The sequence below is a fragment of the Taibaiella helva genome (assembly GCF_003545695.1).
GTDB classification, from domain to species: domain Bacteria; phylum Bacteroidota; class Bacteroidia; order Chitinophagales; family Chitinophagaceae; genus Taibaiella; species Taibaiella helva.
The window spans coordinates 202,816-218,343 of sequence record NZ_QUZZ01000003.1 but is presented as its reverse complement, the minus strand read 5'-3'; the positions used below and the strand labels follow the sequence as shown (position 1 = coordinate 218,343).

The window sequence follows — 15,528 nt, the reverse complement described above, 5'->3', positions numbered from 1 at the left end:
AGGATTATTCTTCAGTCAGTTTGGATTTCTCTTTCTCCAGCGCCTTCACTTTTTCCAGCTTCTGGTTGGCTTCGTCCTTTACTTCTTTATCCTTGTTGTTCTTGATAATACTTTGCAGGGTGGCCTTCGCATTGAAATAATCCTTTTGCTCGGTGAGGATGTCGGCGATCAACAGGAACGAACGAACGACCCAGTAGTCCGAGCCGCCTGCCGCCTGTGCAGCGTAGCTGGCCTGGGTTTCGGCTTCTTTCAGCTGCTTCTGCGCCAGCAGGATCTCGGCCACACGGTAACGCGCTTCGGCGCTGGCCTCTCCTATGTTTTTCTTATCGATCACCTGGTACAGTGCCCTGGCCTCCTCCAGCTTATTGTTCCGCTGCAGTGCCTTGGCCTTATACAGCTGTGCTTCGTTCAGCACAGCGCTGTTCACGCCGGGAAGACTGATGAGGGTATCGGCATAGGCGTCTGCAGCTGCGTAAGCCTGCTGCTCAAACGACGACCTCAGCAAGCCGGCATAGGCTTTCTGCAGGCTGGTATTATCCATTGTCGCATTACGCAGGGCGGTATAATATTTTTGCGCAGCAGCATAATCCTTGTTCCGGAACGTAATATCTGCGGCCCTCGCAGCGGCCTCGTCGGTAAAGTCGCTCCAGCCGCCGTTCACCACCGCTTCAAAATCAGCAAGAGCATTGGCCTGGTCCTTCATCTGGTAGTAGGATTCACCACGATAATAATGCGCCTTCGTCGCCATACCGCCATTGGGGAACTGGCCGAGGTATTTGGAAAAGGCTTGGGTGGCCTTGCTCCAATTGCTGTTACCATATTCCGTTTCCGCAACCGCATAGAAAGTACGTTCTACACCGGCATCATCCTGGGCTGGCATGTTGTTCTCTTTCAGGAAGGCGGCATAGGCCTCCGGCTGGCTGGTGGCGATGTACAGGTTCCGTAGCGCCTCCAGGGCAACGTTCCGGTCGGTAGCCGACGGGTAATCGGCTATATAGCGCTTCAGAGTAGCAATGGCTTCATCATTGCGGTTGGCCTCCTGGTAAGCGTAAGCCAGCTTGAGCAAGGCTTTGGCTTTCAGGTTGTCGTTGATGGCGCCATTTCCCGAAACGGTTTGCAGCAGGGTGATCGCCTCGGCAGGCCGGTCCAGCTCCAGGTAAGATACCGCCAGCTCGTATTGCGCATCATTCTTGTATTCCGAAGGCGGCGTCTTGCTCACGATACCCTGCAGCAGGGTCACTTTTTCTTCCTGCTTATTCTGCAAGCCCAGGATCAGGGCCTTCTGGTAGCGGGCGTAATCGGGATTTCCGGCATTGCCGGCAATTGCTTTATCGTACAGCTGTGCTGCTTTATCAAAATCTTTCTGCATGAACATAGCATCTGCTTCACGCACAACCGCGTCGGATACCATCTGGCTGTTGCTACCGTCATTGTTCTTTTGCGCCTGTGCAAAAGCGTCTCGGGCATTACCATAATTCTCTGTTTCCAGCTCGGCATAACCGATATTCAGGTTCGCATTCGGAACGGTAGCCTGCGGGCTGATCCGGCGGATGCTTTCCTCCTGCCCGGCTGCTTTAGCAAGGAAGGATTTGCTGTATTGCACCGCCTGCGGGTAGCGCTTTTCACGATAGGCGATGTCGCCTTTCCAAAAATAGGCGATCGCTTCATATGCAGGATTGATCGGCTGCTGGAGGGTCAGGTTCAGCACACTGTCGGCCGTATAATACTGGTTGTTCTGCATCAGCTGCAGCGCCCGGCCCAGTCCTACCTGCTGGTACACCGCCCAGGTTGCATTGTCCTTCACCGCCATATCGCTCATAATGGCAAAGGCTTCGCTGTAATTGCTGCTTTTGGCCAGCAGGCCGGTCAGCAGCTTCTGCGCTTCACCTGTGAAAGTAGAATTGGGATACTGTTTCAGGAAATCATACAGCTTGCGGGTGGCAATACTTTCGCTACCCAGCTCATAAGAAAGTTTGGCATACAGGAAAGAAGCCGCTTCTTTCTGTGTAGCGCTGAAATCCATATCGGCGCAAATGCCGAATGCATTGCGGGCCCCTTTCTTGTCTCCGGTCTTCAGGTAGCAATCGCCCAGCAGGTACATGGCCGTTTGTCCCAGCGAATCCTGCGCATTGCTCAGGGGCTGGAACTTTTCGATCGCCTGGGGCCATTTTTCCAGCCGGTAGTAAGCATAGGCCAGCTCATAGAGCTCCTCCTTCCTGATCTTTTCCGAGTTATCGTAATAGTACTCAAAATAAGGCAGCGCCTCCTTGAATTTTTTCTGCTCAAATAAGGTCTGTCCCGTCAGCAGGCGCATTTCCTTATCGTAAAACAGCTTGTCCTTCTTACGCAGGTAGCGGTTGGACAAAGTAAGCACCTCATCGTACTTACCCTGGAAATAAAGAATCTCGGCTTCGTAATACGGAACAATGTCTTTGTAAGCATCCTGGTTATGAATGCGCTCAAAGCTTTTCAACGCTTCCCCGTAGTTTTTGTCATTATAAGCCAGCAAGCCGTAATAGTAATTGCCGGCATCGTAGTATTTGTTGTCTGGCAGCTCCTTGATCACGGCAAACAGCGGCTTGGCTTTATCAAAATCGCGCTCGTTGAAATAGCAGTAAGCCAGCTCAAACTTGGCATCGGCGATCTCGCTGTTGCTGAGGTTATCGATACCCGCCAGCTCATAGTTACGGATCGCTGCCGGCAGGTTGTTCTGCTGGAAATAGTATTGGGCCAGGGCAAAGGCAGCCCGCTGGCGGTATACGGGATTTACCGTTTCATCGATATAACGGGTAATCTCCTCTACAGCGCCGCGCGCATTGCTCTTCAGGTTGCTCAGCGCGAGTATATACTTTGCCTGCTGCACCGCCAGCAGCAGAGTCTCTTTGTTCAGGCTTTCAGTAGGTTGGAAGGGTTGTTTGAGAAAATCAGTTACGGAAGCTGCAGCCAGCACATAGTGCCCCTGCTGGAATTGCTCCACGCCATGTTTCAGCTGGGCGTATTCGCCGCGGTTGCTTACCGGTACCTGGGCCAGAGCATCGGGAGCGAGCGAGGTGAAGGAGACGGCCGAAAGGATGCCGGAATATAAAAAAAGGCGTTTCAAAGATGCGCTCATTCAAAGCTCGTATTTAACGTAAAACAGTGTATCTTACTGAATATTAGATTTTAATCTTTTTTGAAATGCAGCAAAGATAAAGAAATGGCCCCTGTATTTTGTGTAACCAAAATATAAAGATTTGTTAGCCAGGAAAGAGACCGGATGTGCCTGCTATTGCCTAACACGAGGACGAAAAAAGAGACCAGCCGGCCTCCTTTTAGCCCATTCATCAGTATATTTACACCACATTCAAAAACCACGTCACTATGCGTTTACGTTCCCTGCCGCTGTTCCTGGCGACCCCCTTGTTTTTGTTTTCCTGCAAAAGCGGCTTTGAACATAACCGCGCGGGCATGGAAAAGCTCAATAAGGAGCTGAAAGAAGAATTCAATGCCGAGGCCTGGTACACCAGCGTTGAGCTGGCCAACAGCGGCGGCTCGGATGATGTCGTAACGATAGATATGACCAAGGATCCCAATTCGCTGAAGCAGGAGCAATGGTCGCAGTTTCATGGTTTCTGGGACAAAAAGGCGGATATTACCCTATCGATACAAGGCGCGGAACCCAAATCGTTCATGTTCCAGCTCGACAAGGAAGTGAGCCTGGGCAAGCTGGGCGACTTGATGGAGGCCTCGCGCAAACAGCTGGCGGCGAAGGGCGCCGACGATGCGCAGGTGATCCTGGCGCAGATCAAGGCCAGCACCCAGATGAACACAAAAGAAGAAGGGATCTACTATTCCATATCCTTCGAGAGTAAAAAGCAGAACAAGAGCTACAATTTTGTCTACAATCTCGACGGCAGCCTCAGGAAGCTGAACGAGTAAAGCGGAATGATGCTATAAAGCGGCATACCGGTCCAGCAGCGCCGCGATCAGCCGCTTACGATCGTATTGTTCCTCCATCAGCTTGCGCGCTGCGGCACCCAGCTCCTGTATTTTTTCCGGCTGCGCCACTACTTCGAGAATCCGGCGGGCAAATTCTTCCGGCGTCCGGGCGAGGAGCACGTGTACGCCGTCTTCCGCATCTATACCTTCCAGGCCCACAGGTGTGGTAATGACGGTCTTGCCCATGGCCATGCCCTGGAATATCTTGATCCGTACCCCACCACCCGAAAGCAGCGGCACGACAAGGATGCTTTTGTCCCGCTCGAAGGCCAGCGCATCGGACACTTCTCCCAACACCTCGACCAGCGGCGCTTTCAGCCGCAGGTAGCGCTCGGGCATGTTACGTCCCGCCAGGTAGAGCTTTGTTTCCTGCAGCCGCTCGCGCACCAGGGGCATTACTTTTTCGAGCAGCCAGTCCATGCTTTCCTGGTTGGGCAGCCAGTCCATGGCACCGATATGGTACAGGCTCAGCGGCTGATGATCCGAAGGGCAATAAGGCACTTTGTCCACATCGATGCCGAAGGGATGCAGGAACATAGGTTGCTGTGCGCCCAGGGCTTTATACAGACGGGCATCTTCACGGGAAATAGGCAGAATCAGATCGTAGTCCTGCAGATGCTGCAGCTCAAACTGCTTCAGCCGGCGCGCCAGCAGCCCGAGATAAGCTTTCTTCAATGGATTGCGGGCCTGCGCGGCCAGTCGTTCCCAGATGCGGTATTCGATATTGTGCTGGCGGATGCTGACCTTTGCTTTGCTGTATCGCCTGATGACCGGAATATAAGGCGCCAGGTACAAGCCTTCCAGCTGGATCACATCAAAAGTTTCGCGCTGCAGTAGCCGTACCAGAGCCTGCTCATATTCCGGAGTAATAAAACGGTCAATATTGTAAGAAGTGCCTTTGAACAGGTTCAAAAAGGCGTAGAGAGGCTTAATGCGGTTATCTACCTTTATCGCCTCAAAATGTGCCAGCTGCTTGTACAGCGACGGCAGCTGCGCCACATCGACCCAGTGCCGGGTCGTATTCATGGCCAGCATGCTGAGCGACACGCCTGCCTGCAGGAAGCCTTCCGTATAGTAGTGAATACCGATGCTGCCCCCATCGTTGAGGGGGTAGGGAACCCGGTTAACCAGCTGCAGGATCTTCATAGGCAAATAGAGAAACGATATGAGATTTGGCGCTGCAAGATAACGATTCCCTTTCCCTTTTGCCTAACTTTGCAGGCCATGCTGCCCGCCTGCATAATTCAGCGGCGGTACAAGGGCATCATTCATAAAACAAAACGATATGTCTGCTACGACAAAGCTCGATATAGCCAAAATAAGAACGGATTTTCCCATCCTGAATACACAGGTATACGGCCGCCCGGTCGTGTACTTCGACAACGGTGCTACGACCCAGAAACCCGTACAGGTGCTGAAGGCGCTGGAAGACTATTACAGCAGCTACAACAGTAATGTGCATCGCGGCGTGCACTTCCTTAGCCAGAAAGCGACAGATGCACAGGAAGCGGCCCGGCGGAAGGTAGCACAGTTCATCAATGCCAGGCACGAGCACGAGATCATTTTTACCCGTGGCACCACGGAAAGCATTAACCTGGTCGCTTATTCCTTTGGTAAAAGATTCCTGCAGCCCGGCGATGAAATTATCATCTCGGCCATGGAGCACCATTCCAACATCGTTCCCTGGCAGCTGGCCTGTGAAGACCGCGGCGCGGTGCTGAAGGTTGTTCCGATGGACAGCAACGGCGACCTCGTGCTGGATGAGTACGAAAAGCTGTTTACGGAAAAGACAAGGATCGTAGCCCTCACCTGGGTGTCCAATTCACTGGGTACGGTAAATCCTGTGCAGAAGCTGATCGACCGCGCCCACGCGCGCCAGGTGCCCGTGCTGCTCGACGCCGCCCAGGCCATACAACATACGCATGTGGATGTGCAGACGCTGGACGTGGACTTCCTAGTCTTCAGCGGCCACAAGATCTATGCGCCCACCGGCATCGGCGTGCTCTACGGCAAGGAAAACCTGCTGAATGAAATGCCTCCCTACCAGGGCGGCGGCTCGATGATCAAGCAGGTGACTTTTGCCAAAACGACCTGGGCCGATCTTCCGTTTAAGTTTGAGGCCGGAACCCCCGACGTATCCGGCATTATCGGCCTCGGCGCAGCGCTGGATTACGTGAACGAGACCGGTCTCGATGCCATCATCGAAGCCGAGCACGAGCTGATGCAATACGCTACGGAGCAGCTGCAAACCGTTCCGGGGCTGCGCATCATCGGGCATCCCAAAGAGCGGGCCGCTACCCTCTCCTTCCTCGTAGACGGCATCCACCCTTTCGATCTCGGCGAATTGCTCGACAAGCAAAGCATTGCCGTGCGCACCGGTCACCATTGCTGCCAGCCCGTAATGGAATTCTTCGGCATACCGGGTACCGTGAGGGCTTCCTTCTCTTTCTACAATACCAAAGCAGAAGTGGACCGCCTGGTGGAAGGTATCCGCAAAGGCATAGCTATGCTACAATAGTACCAATATAACTGATAATATTTACCGGCCCGGTGAGCGATGCTCACCGGGCTTTGCACTGGTGTTGACCGCAAACAATTATCTTTACAGCTTATATCGACGACCCACATGTACCAACCCGAAGATGAACAACGCCTGTCCCTCTGGGCGAAAGAGTTGCTGGGCCAGACCGACAAGGAAAGCCCGGCAGAGAAATTAGACCGCCTTCGGGCTGTAATCAATTACAACGACTGGAAGTATTATGTACAGGACAACCCGGTGCTGGCCGACGTGGAATACGATGCGCTGTTCCGGCAGCTGAAAGACATAGAGGCCGCCAATCCTGACCTGGTCACGGCCGATTCGCCTACACAGCGTATTGCGCTGGGCCTCAGCGAGCAGTTCAATGCGGTGGCCCACCTGGTACCGATGCTCAGCCTGGAAAATTCCTATAATGCAGATGATCTGCGGGAATGGGACCGCCGCTGCCGGGAGAGCGCCAAAACAGGGCACATCGAATACACAGTAGAGCCTAAGTACGACGGGGCGGGCATTTCGCTGTATTACGAAGATGACAAGCTGGTACGGGGCGCTACCCGCGGCGACGGCATTATGGGCGAAGATATTACACCCAACATCCGACAGATCAAATCGATCCCGCTATCGGCGCCCTTGTCGAAGCAGCACGTTCAGTCGCTGGAAATCAGGGGCGAGGTGATCATCCATAAAGAAACTTTTAAAAAATACAACGAGCAGCGGGTAGCCGAAGGCCTGCCTCCCCTGGCCAATCCGCGCAACGCCGCCTCAGGCACGCTGCGCATGCTCGACCCAAGGGAAGTAGCGAAGAGAGGCCTCAGCGCCGTACTGTATCATGTGAGTTATCATACCACGGAGAACAATCAGCCCGACCCGGAAGTGCTGCTGACGCACTATGGTACGCTGGAATGGCTGTACAGCATGGGTTTCAACTCTCCGGTAAAGAACATGAAACGCTGCAGCACCATCGATGAGGTGATTGAGTATTGCCTTGACTTTGAACAGCGCCGCGACGACCTTCCTTTCGAGATCGACGGTATGGTGGTCAAGATCAATCACCTCGACATACAGGATCAGCTGGGCATGACCACGCATCATCCCCGCTGGGCCATCGCCTACAAATTCAAGGCGCGACAGGCTACCAGCAAGCTGCAGCGCGTGGAGTTCCAGGTAGGCCGTACCGGCAGCATTACACCGGTAGCCAAGATCGACCCGGTACCCATCGGCGGCGTTACCGTAACCAGCGTATCCCTGTTCAACGAAGAGGTGATTAAAGAGAAAGACCTGAAGATCGGCGATACAGTGCTGGTAGAACGCGCCGGCGACGTGATCCCCTATATCGTTAAATCCAATCCCGAGCTGCGCGACGGCACCGAGCAGGAGATCATCTTTCCCCGGCAATGTCCTGTATGCAGCGAAGACCTGTTCAAGCCGGAGGGCGAGGCGGCCTGGCGATGCATCAACCTCAGCTGCCCGGCACAGGTAGTGGAACGCATCATCCATTTCGCATCCAAAGATGCGATGGATATCCGCAGCCTGGGCGATGCCAATATCCGCCGCTTCTACGAGATGGGCCTGCTGAAAGATATTGCCGGCATTTACAAGATCGACTTCGATGCGATACGGCAGCTGGATAAATTCGGCGAGAAGTCTGTAGTGAACCTACAGCAAGCGATTGAAAAGTCCAAGCAGCAGCCCCTTAACCGGCTCATTTTCGGCCTGGGTATCCGCTATGTGGGCGAAACTACTGCCAAGACGCTGGCCAATGCCATCGATCACCTACAGGATTTCGCCACCTGGTCCGTGGAGCAATTGTGCACCCTGGAAGATATCGGCCCCAAAGTAGCCGGCTCGGTACACCAGTTTTTCCAGACCCATGAGAACATCCATTTGCTGAATGAGCTGGAAGCCCTTGGCCTTACGCTGACCAATACCCACAAACGCAATGCTGCCGCCGAAGACGGCGCCCTGAGCGGGAAAACTTTCCTGTTTACCGGCACCCTGTCTCATTTGAAGCGCAGCGATGCGGAAACAATGATAGAGGAGCGCGGCGGCAAGCTGCTCAGCGGTGTCAGCAGCAAGCTGAATTACCTGGTGGTGGGCGAAGATGCAGGCTCCAAGCTGGAAAAGGCCAAGAAGTTAGGCACCGTTAAGGTGCTGACCGAGCAGGAATTCCTGGAACTGATCAAAGAATAAGCTTGCGTCCCTGACTTAATTCAAAATGCCTTCCCGGCTCCGGGAAGGCATTTTTACATATGAACATAAAATAATATATAAGCATCTATTCGCCGGGAAAGCGGCAATATGCAGATCGACAAAAAAATATCGGGCTGCGGCCCTCATGTCGTAACTTTACCTGCCAAATATCGTAGCACAGGTTTACCCCGAAGCCTGTTTTAATTCAAGCAAAATAATCGATGCCAGCAACAGGAGCCCCTCCGAAAAAAAGAACAAAAACAACCGCGGCCGCACCAGAGCAGAATGCCATTGTGATACAGGGTGCACGCATGCATAACCTTAAAAATATTACAGTTTCCATTCCCCGTAATAAACTGGTGGTGGTTACCGGCGTTTCCGGTTCGGGCAAATCGTCCCTGACTATGGACACCTTGTTTGCTGAAGGCCAGCGCCGCTATGCGGAAAGCCTTAGCGCCTATGCACGCCAGTTCCTGATGCGTATGGACAAGCCCGATGTCGATTTCATCAAAGGCATTTGCCCGGCCATCGCTATCGAGCAGAAGGTAACCACACGTACACCCAGGTCTACCGTAGGCTCGATGACTGAGCTACAGGATTACCTGCGCCTGCTTTACGCCCGCGTGGGCCGCACTTATTCGCCCATATCCGGCAAGGAAGTCAAGAAGGACGACGTGACTGATGTGGTCGACTTCATCCAGGGACTAGTTCCCGGAACGAAGGTGCAGATCATGGTCCCTTTCCGCACGCTGAGCGGCCGTAATGCCGCCGAAGAGATGAACATCCTGCTGCAGAAAGGCTTTTCCCGGATCTATGTACAGGAAAAGAAAAATACAGCGGGCGAAGTGGTGCGTATTGAAGATGTGCTGGAAGACAGCAGCCTGATGCCCGGCGCTAAAGCCCATATCTACCTGCTGATCGACCGTATCGTAGCCAAAGAGACCTTTGATGAGGATGACCTGCATCGCATTGCCGACAGTGTGCAAACGGCCTTCTACGAAAGTGATGGCGAGTGCCTGCTGGAAACAGACGGCGCCAAGCTGCATGGCTTCAACAACCGATTTGAGGCCGACGGCATGACCTTTGAAGAGCCCACTCCCAATTTTTTTTCGTTCAACAATCCTTACGGCGCCTGCCCGGTATGCGAGGGCTTCGGACAGATACTGGGCATCGACGAAGACCTGGTAACTCCCGACAAAAGCCTGAGCGTATATGAAGATGCAGTGGTTTGCTGGAAAGGCGAAAAGATGTCGGAATGGAAGGACGCCTTTATTCGTACCGAAGGCAAAAAAGGTTTCCCTATCCATAAGGCAATATCCGAGCTGAATGCAGAGCAAGCCAGCGTTCTACAGAAATGGATCGACGATTTCTTTAAAATGGTCGAGGAGAATCTTTATAAGATTCAATACCGTGTGATGCAGGCCCGCTACAGGGGCCGCACCAAATGCCCTACCTGCCGGGGAACCCGACTGCGTCCTGATGCCTTGTACGTGAAGATCAACGGCCAGGACATTGCCGCATTGAGCGATATGCCGGTATCCGACCTTAATGAATGGTTTGAGCGGGTCAAGCTGACACCGCATGAAAAAACCATAGCAACCCGTATCCTTACTGAGATCAACCAGCGGCTGAAAACCTTGCTGGATGTAGGCTTGAGCTACCTCACGCTTAACCGCCTGGCTAACTCGCTTTCCGGCGGAGAAAGCCAGCGTATACAGCTCACCAAATTTCTCGGCAGCAATCTTACCGATTCGCTGTACATTCTCGACGAGCCCAGCATAGGTCTGCATCCCAGGGATACCGCCCGGCTGATCAAAGTGCTGAAGCACCTGCGCGACCTCAACAACACAGTAGTGGTGGTAGAACATGATGAGATGATGATGGAAGAAGCGGATCACATTATCGATATGGGCCCGCTGGCCTCGCACCTGGGTGGTGAAGTGATTGCCAGCGGCAGCTATGCCGAAATACTGAAAGCGCCGGCAAGCCTTACCGGACAATACCTTTCAGGCGCACTAAAAGTGATCAGCCGCAAGGAAGAGCTGAAGCCGGTCAAACGCAAAGCGGTCCAGTTCATCAAGCTCGAAGGCTGCCGTCAGCATAACCTGAAGAATATCGACGTGGCTTTTCCCCTGAACATGCTCTGTGTGGTTACAGGTGTGAGCGGATCGGGCAAGACCACGCTGGTGAAGCAAACCCTGTATCCTGCGCTGATGAAGCATTTCGGAGAAGGCACCGAGCGGCCGGGCTTACACCGTGCACTTGGCGGCGACCTGAAAAGTATCGCCCAGGTGGAAATGGTGGATCAGAATCCTATCGGTAAATCGAGCCGCAGTAATCCCGTTACATACATCAAGGCCTACGACGAGATCCGCAACCTGTTTGCGAAGCAGCGGGTAGCCAAAATGCGCGGCTTCCAGCCCAAACACTTTTCCTTCAACGTAGATGGCGGCCGCTGCGATACCTGTAAAGGCGAGGGCGAAGTGATCGTGGAAATGCAGTTCCTGGCCGATGTGCACCTGCTGTGCGAAAGCTGTAAAGGCAAGCGTTTTAAAGACGAAGTGCTGGAAGTGACCTATCGTGAAAAGAACATCCATGACATACTGGAGATGAGCGTGGATGAGGCCATCGAATTTTTCAAAGAAGAGACAACTTTGGCCCAGAAGCTGCAACCCTTAAGCGATGTAGGCCTAGGCTATGTAAAGCTGGGGCAGTCGAGCAATACGCTGAGCGGTGGCGAGGCGCAGCGCGTGAAGCTGGCTTCTTTCCTGGGCAGGGGCATTACCAAGGAGAAGATCCTGTTCATTTTCGACGAGCCTACTACCGGCCTTCACTTCCACGACATCAATAAATTGCTGCGCTCTTTCAACGAGCTGATCGAGCACGGGCATTCCATTATCGTGATCGAGCACAATACCGATGTGATCCGCAATGCCGACTGGCTCATTGATATCGGCCCGGAAGGCGGCGCCGCCGGCGGACAGCTGCTGTACAGCGGCGAGCCGGAGGGTATTAAAAAAGTCAAAGAAAGCTATACGGCACAATATTTATAAATGAATCGCAGCCATCTTATAGGTGGCCGCGATTCATTTTATATCATTTAGACATTCCCTTGTTCAACCCTTACAGACAAGAAGGTATTTTTTGACAGGATTATCAAAGCCCTGACTGGTGACTGTTATCAAAGCCCTGACTGGTGACTGAATACCCAGATAGTTATCAGGAAAGTTTGAACCGCACCGGTACGGCCAGAGACTGGTCGGGACCTGCAACGGCCTGAACAGCGGCTGAATTCAGATCTTTCTTAGCTGTTCTGGTTTTGCTCCTACGGAGCCTTATAGCATGGAAAGAGATGCCCATCTATAAAATTGCGCAACCTGTGTCTGTAGTGTAAGCCGCATCGGCATAGCCCTTTGCTTTACCTTCTACAATGGGGAAGATGCTCTTAAAGCTCGCTAATATTTATACTTAATTTCCATTACTCTTAACTTTCTGCCTGAGCCCATTTCATCAAGGATAAAAGGGCATTTTAGGTACGATTATCACCAAAAAATGACACACCTTTTACTTACATAATGTCATCTGGCAAACCAGCGCCAGTATTTTTTTCTCTTCCCTTTATGGAATCCTTCGATTCCGCTCATCCTGTTGTTATAAAAAGCAATGGACATGAATAAGAGCATCCAGATTCCGAAGCCCTGTCATGAGAACTGGGACCATATGTTGCCTGAAGAGCAAGGCAGGCACTGCCTGAGCTGCTGCAAGACGGTAATCGACTTCTCTACATGGGATAAGGAAAGTATCCTTGCCTATCTGCAAAACAAAAATGGGGAGCGGGTCTGTGGCCGTTTCAATGCCGAACAGGTAACGACAGCGCCGGCGCCATCACAGCAGGAACTATTGCAGGGCGTATTAAGTTCGGCGATGCCATTGCTACGCAAAATAGCGGCGGTGATCGTACTTTGCTTCGGCTTGGGTTATACTCAGGAAGCACAGGCGCAGAAAATGCTGGGTAAGATCAAAGTAACGCAGCAGCAGCCTGCGGAACAGCGCCTCCTGGGCGAACCGGCAATAGTGCAACCCGCCGATACAGCCAAACCACAACCCGTACCGCAAGTCGATACGTTGAGGCCGCAGATCATGGGTATGATCATGCCTGTCGATCCGCCAAAGAAAGAGCCGGTGAAAAAATCCAAATCTACTAAGAAGCCTCCCCGATAAGGGGTAGCGGAATATGCCCATAGAATGGTATTGACCAGCCTGGAGAAAATTTCCAGCTTTGCGGGAAACATCATTTTATGAAGAAAAGACAAATAAGTCTGAAGAGGCTAACCCTTGGCAAATCTGTTGTAAGCCGCTTGGGCATTGCTCAAATCAAGGCCGGAGATGCCTTCTCCCGCTACAGTTGTGGCGATGCCGGCTGCATTCCGCCCGTTGATGTCACCCTCGATCCGGGATGCCAGTTTGAAACGGCCGGGTGCGGAAGCCAGGATTATACCTGCAAATGTGATACTGTGCGGGAAGCTTCCTGCGTACTTTTTTGCAACTGACAGATGACAAAAGACGAGCTCCTGAAAAAGCTCGTCTTTGTTTATGATATCAATGCAGCGTCCAGCCCAGCAACAGCCAGCCCAGCACAATGAGCGGCGCCGGTATGCGGGTGAACTGCAACAGGCAAAAGGTGATAATAACCACCACTAGGCTCATAAAGTCAAAACCAGCCCTGTTGATCTCCATAAAGAGGATGATACCGGAAGCCCAGATGACACCGACGATCACGGCATTAATGCCTTCCAGCGAGCGGTAGATCACCACATGCTGCTTCAGGTTCTGGTACACCGGAAAAAGAAAAAGCAGCAGCAGGGTGCTGGGAAGAAAGATAGCGATGATGCTAACCAGGCAGCCGGCAGCCTGCCATAGCGGCCCGAACTTACTCATCGCTAGTCCGCCCACAAAGGCACATACCGAGAACACCGGGCCCGGCATCGCCTGCACCAGGCCGAAGCCGGTCATCAGCTCACCAGGTGTCATGTAGGGCGTCAGTCCGCGCTTGGCCGGCAGGGTAACGAACTGGACCAGCATCATAGGGATCAATGCCTGGCCGCCACCGAAGACGATGCTGCCGAAACGGTAGAAGTTCTCGAAGAGGTTCACGATACGCCGGTGCTCCCATTGCTGCCGCCGGGCAATTTCGCTGACGATACCGGCGGCCAGGAACACCAGGGCAAACACCAGCAAGTTGATCCACCTGACCGGCTTGGGCTTTTCCACCTTACTCACAATACGCTTATTGCTGAAATTGGTAAGGATACCAGCGACGAGAAGCAATACTGGAAAGAGCCAGGGTGATCTGATGAGCACCGTGAGTATAGCACCGCCGATCATAATAGCCATGGTCGCTTTATTGGACACACTACGCTGCATCATATTAATGGCAGCATAGCAGACGAAACCTACCGACATAGGTCGTACATACAGGAACAGGTTCTGCTGTATCGACTTTGTATCCAGGAAGTAAACCAGGAAGGAGAAGGCCGACATGAGCAGGGTGGCAGGCAGTATCCAGATGAGCAAGGTAAGGATGGCGAGCGGGATACCTCCGCGCTTCCAGCCGATCAGCATCACCGTTTGTGTCGACGAAGGACCGGGCAGCATCTGGCAAAAAGAGTTATACTCAATCAGCTCTTCTTCCGTTACATCTTTACGCTTGCGGACAAAGGTCTTTACCATCATGCCGATATGCCCCTGCGGTCCGCCGAAGGCCGTAAGCGAGTAGGCGAAGACCGCCTTGAGGAAAGGGATGTGCCGGAGGAACATGTGTCAGAATAAAGCTAGAAATAAGACCGGTACCTAAAGCTCAGCCAGCCGGAGCACCTCGTGGGAACGAATGCCTTTGTCCGTCTGCTGTATGCTGCACAGCTCATTCTTATAATCATGCTCGAAGAAGAAGAGCCAGTCTCCGGCCGCAGCTTCTCCCAGCAACCGTTTCTTTTCATTCAGCGTATCGAGCGGGCGCATGTCGTAGCCCATGATCCAGGGCAAGGGAATGTGGTGCATGCTGGGCAGCAGATCGGCCGCGTAAAGGATCGTCTTGTCCTTATAGCGGAGCTGGGGCAGCATCATGGCTTCTGTATGTCCCTGCACATAACGGATGCGAAAATCCGGCAGCCACTCCTCTCCTTCCTTTGTCTCTATAAATTGCAATTGCCCGCTTTCTTCCAGGGGCAGGATATTTTCTTTCAGGAAAGAGGCTTTCTCCCGGTCGTTGGGATGAACCGCCCAATCCCAATGTGCCTTATTGCTCCAGTAAGTCGCCTTTTCAAACGTGGGTACCAGGCGCTCGCCTGCTCTCTTTACGGCGCCGCCCACATGGTCGAAATGAAGGTGGGTAAGGAATACATCGGTGATGTCGTTCAAGGCAAAGCCATGCTTCTTTATCGAGCCTTCGAGCGAATCGTTCCCGTGCAGGTAGTAATGACCGAAAAATTTTTCATCCTGCTTATTACCGATACCGGTATCAACGAGGATCAGGCGGTTATTCTGCTCGATCAGCAGGCAGCGCATGGCCCAGGAACACATATTGTTCTCATCGGCCGGGTTGAGCTTATTCCATAAGGATTTAGGCACTACGCCGTGCATGGCGCCGCCATCGAGCTTGAAGAGGCCGGTATCGATCGTATACAGCTGCATAAAGGTATCTTTTAAGGGAATAAAAGTAGTAAATAGATCAGGGTATGCCAAGCCTGCCTTTAAGTTTATACGGCTATCTTATAAAAGGCAAGGCGCTCCGGAACCGGAACGCCTTTTGTTAGCCATATAGC

9 protein-coding genes are annotated in these 15,528 nt (G+C 52.8%); 5 read left to right on the top strand and 4 right to left on the bottom strand.

The features are described 5' to 3' along the window. Positions 1–4 precede the first annotated feature (4 nt). Positions 5–3,112, bottom strand: a complete 3,108-nt coding sequence (locus DZC79_RS06260) for a tetratricopeptide repeat protein (protein WP_118950702.1) — start codon at positions 3,110–3,112, stop codon at positions 5–7. 248 nt (positions 3,113–3,360) lie between these two features. Here DZC79_RS06260 and DZC79_RS06255 point away from each other — a divergent pair, with 248 nt between their 5' ends. Beyond that, on the top strand, positions 3,361–3,918 hold the full coding sequence (locus tag DZC79_RS06255; RefSeq protein WP_118950701.1) for a hypothetical protein: 558 nt from the start codon (positions 3,361–3,363) through the stop codon (positions 3,916–3,918). Positions 3,919–3,930: 12 nt separating this feature from the next. Here DZC79_RS06255 and DZC79_RS06250 read toward each other — a convergent pair whose 3' ends face one another. Continuing rightward, entirely contained in the window at positions 3,931–5,124 is a 1,194-nt protein-coding gene (locus DZC79_RS06250) for a glycosyltransferase family 4 protein (protein WP_118950700.1), read from the bottom strand. Positions 5,125–5,263: 139 nt separating this feature from the next. Here DZC79_RS06250 and DZC79_RS06245 point away from each other — a divergent pair, with 139 nt between their 5' ends. The 4 genes from DZC79_RS06245 (at position 5,264) to DZC79_RS06230 (ending at position 12,928) form a co-directional block, all read left to right on the top strand. Next, positions 5,264–6,496: an aminotransferase class V-fold PLP-dependent enzyme gene (locus DZC79_RS06245; protein WP_118950699.1), complete on the top strand. Its 1,233-nt coding sequence runs from the start codon at positions 5,264–5,266 to the stop codon at positions 6,494–6,496. Between the two features lie 108 nt (positions 6,497–6,604). Further along, the gene (gene ligA, locus DZC79_RS06240) at positions 6,605–8,707 is read left to right on the top strand and encodes an NAD-dependent DNA ligase LigA (protein WP_118950698.1); all 2,103 of its coding nucleotides are present in this window, start codon (positions 6,605–6,607) and stop codon (positions 8,705–8,707) included. Between the two features lie 311 nt (positions 8,708–9,018). Next, positions 9,019–11,760 carry an excinuclease ABC subunit UvrA gene (gene uvrA / locus DZC79_RS06235; RefSeq protein ID WP_232831769.1) on the top strand — a complete coding sequence of 914 codons (2,742 nt, stop codon included), beginning with the start codon at positions 9,019–9,021 and terminating at the stop codon, positions 11,758–11,760. A 616-nt stretch (positions 11,761–12,376) separates the two neighbouring features. Then, positions 12,377–12,928, top strand: a complete 552-nt coding sequence (locus tag DZC79_RS06230; protein ID WP_118950696.1) for a hypothetical protein — start codon at positions 12,377–12,379, stop codon at positions 12,926–12,928. A 378-nt stretch (positions 12,929–13,306) separates the two neighbouring features. Here DZC79_RS06230 and chrA read toward each other — a convergent pair whose 3' ends face one another. Together chrA and DZC79_RS06215 are read right to left on the bottom strand one after the other, a co-directional pair. Further along, on the bottom strand, positions 13,307–14,524 hold the full coding sequence (gene chrA / locus DZC79_RS06220) for a chromate efflux transporter (protein ID WP_118950694.1): 1,218 nt from the start codon (positions 14,522–14,524) through the stop codon (positions 13,307–13,309). A gap of 33 nt (positions 14,525–14,557) precedes the next feature. Continuing rightward, positions 14,558–15,397: an MBL fold metallo-hydrolase gene (locus DZC79_RS06215; protein WP_118950693.1), complete on the bottom strand. Its 840-nt coding sequence runs from the start codon at positions 15,395–15,397 to the stop codon at positions 14,558–14,560. Between the last annotated feature and the right edge of the window lie 131 nt (positions 15,398–15,528).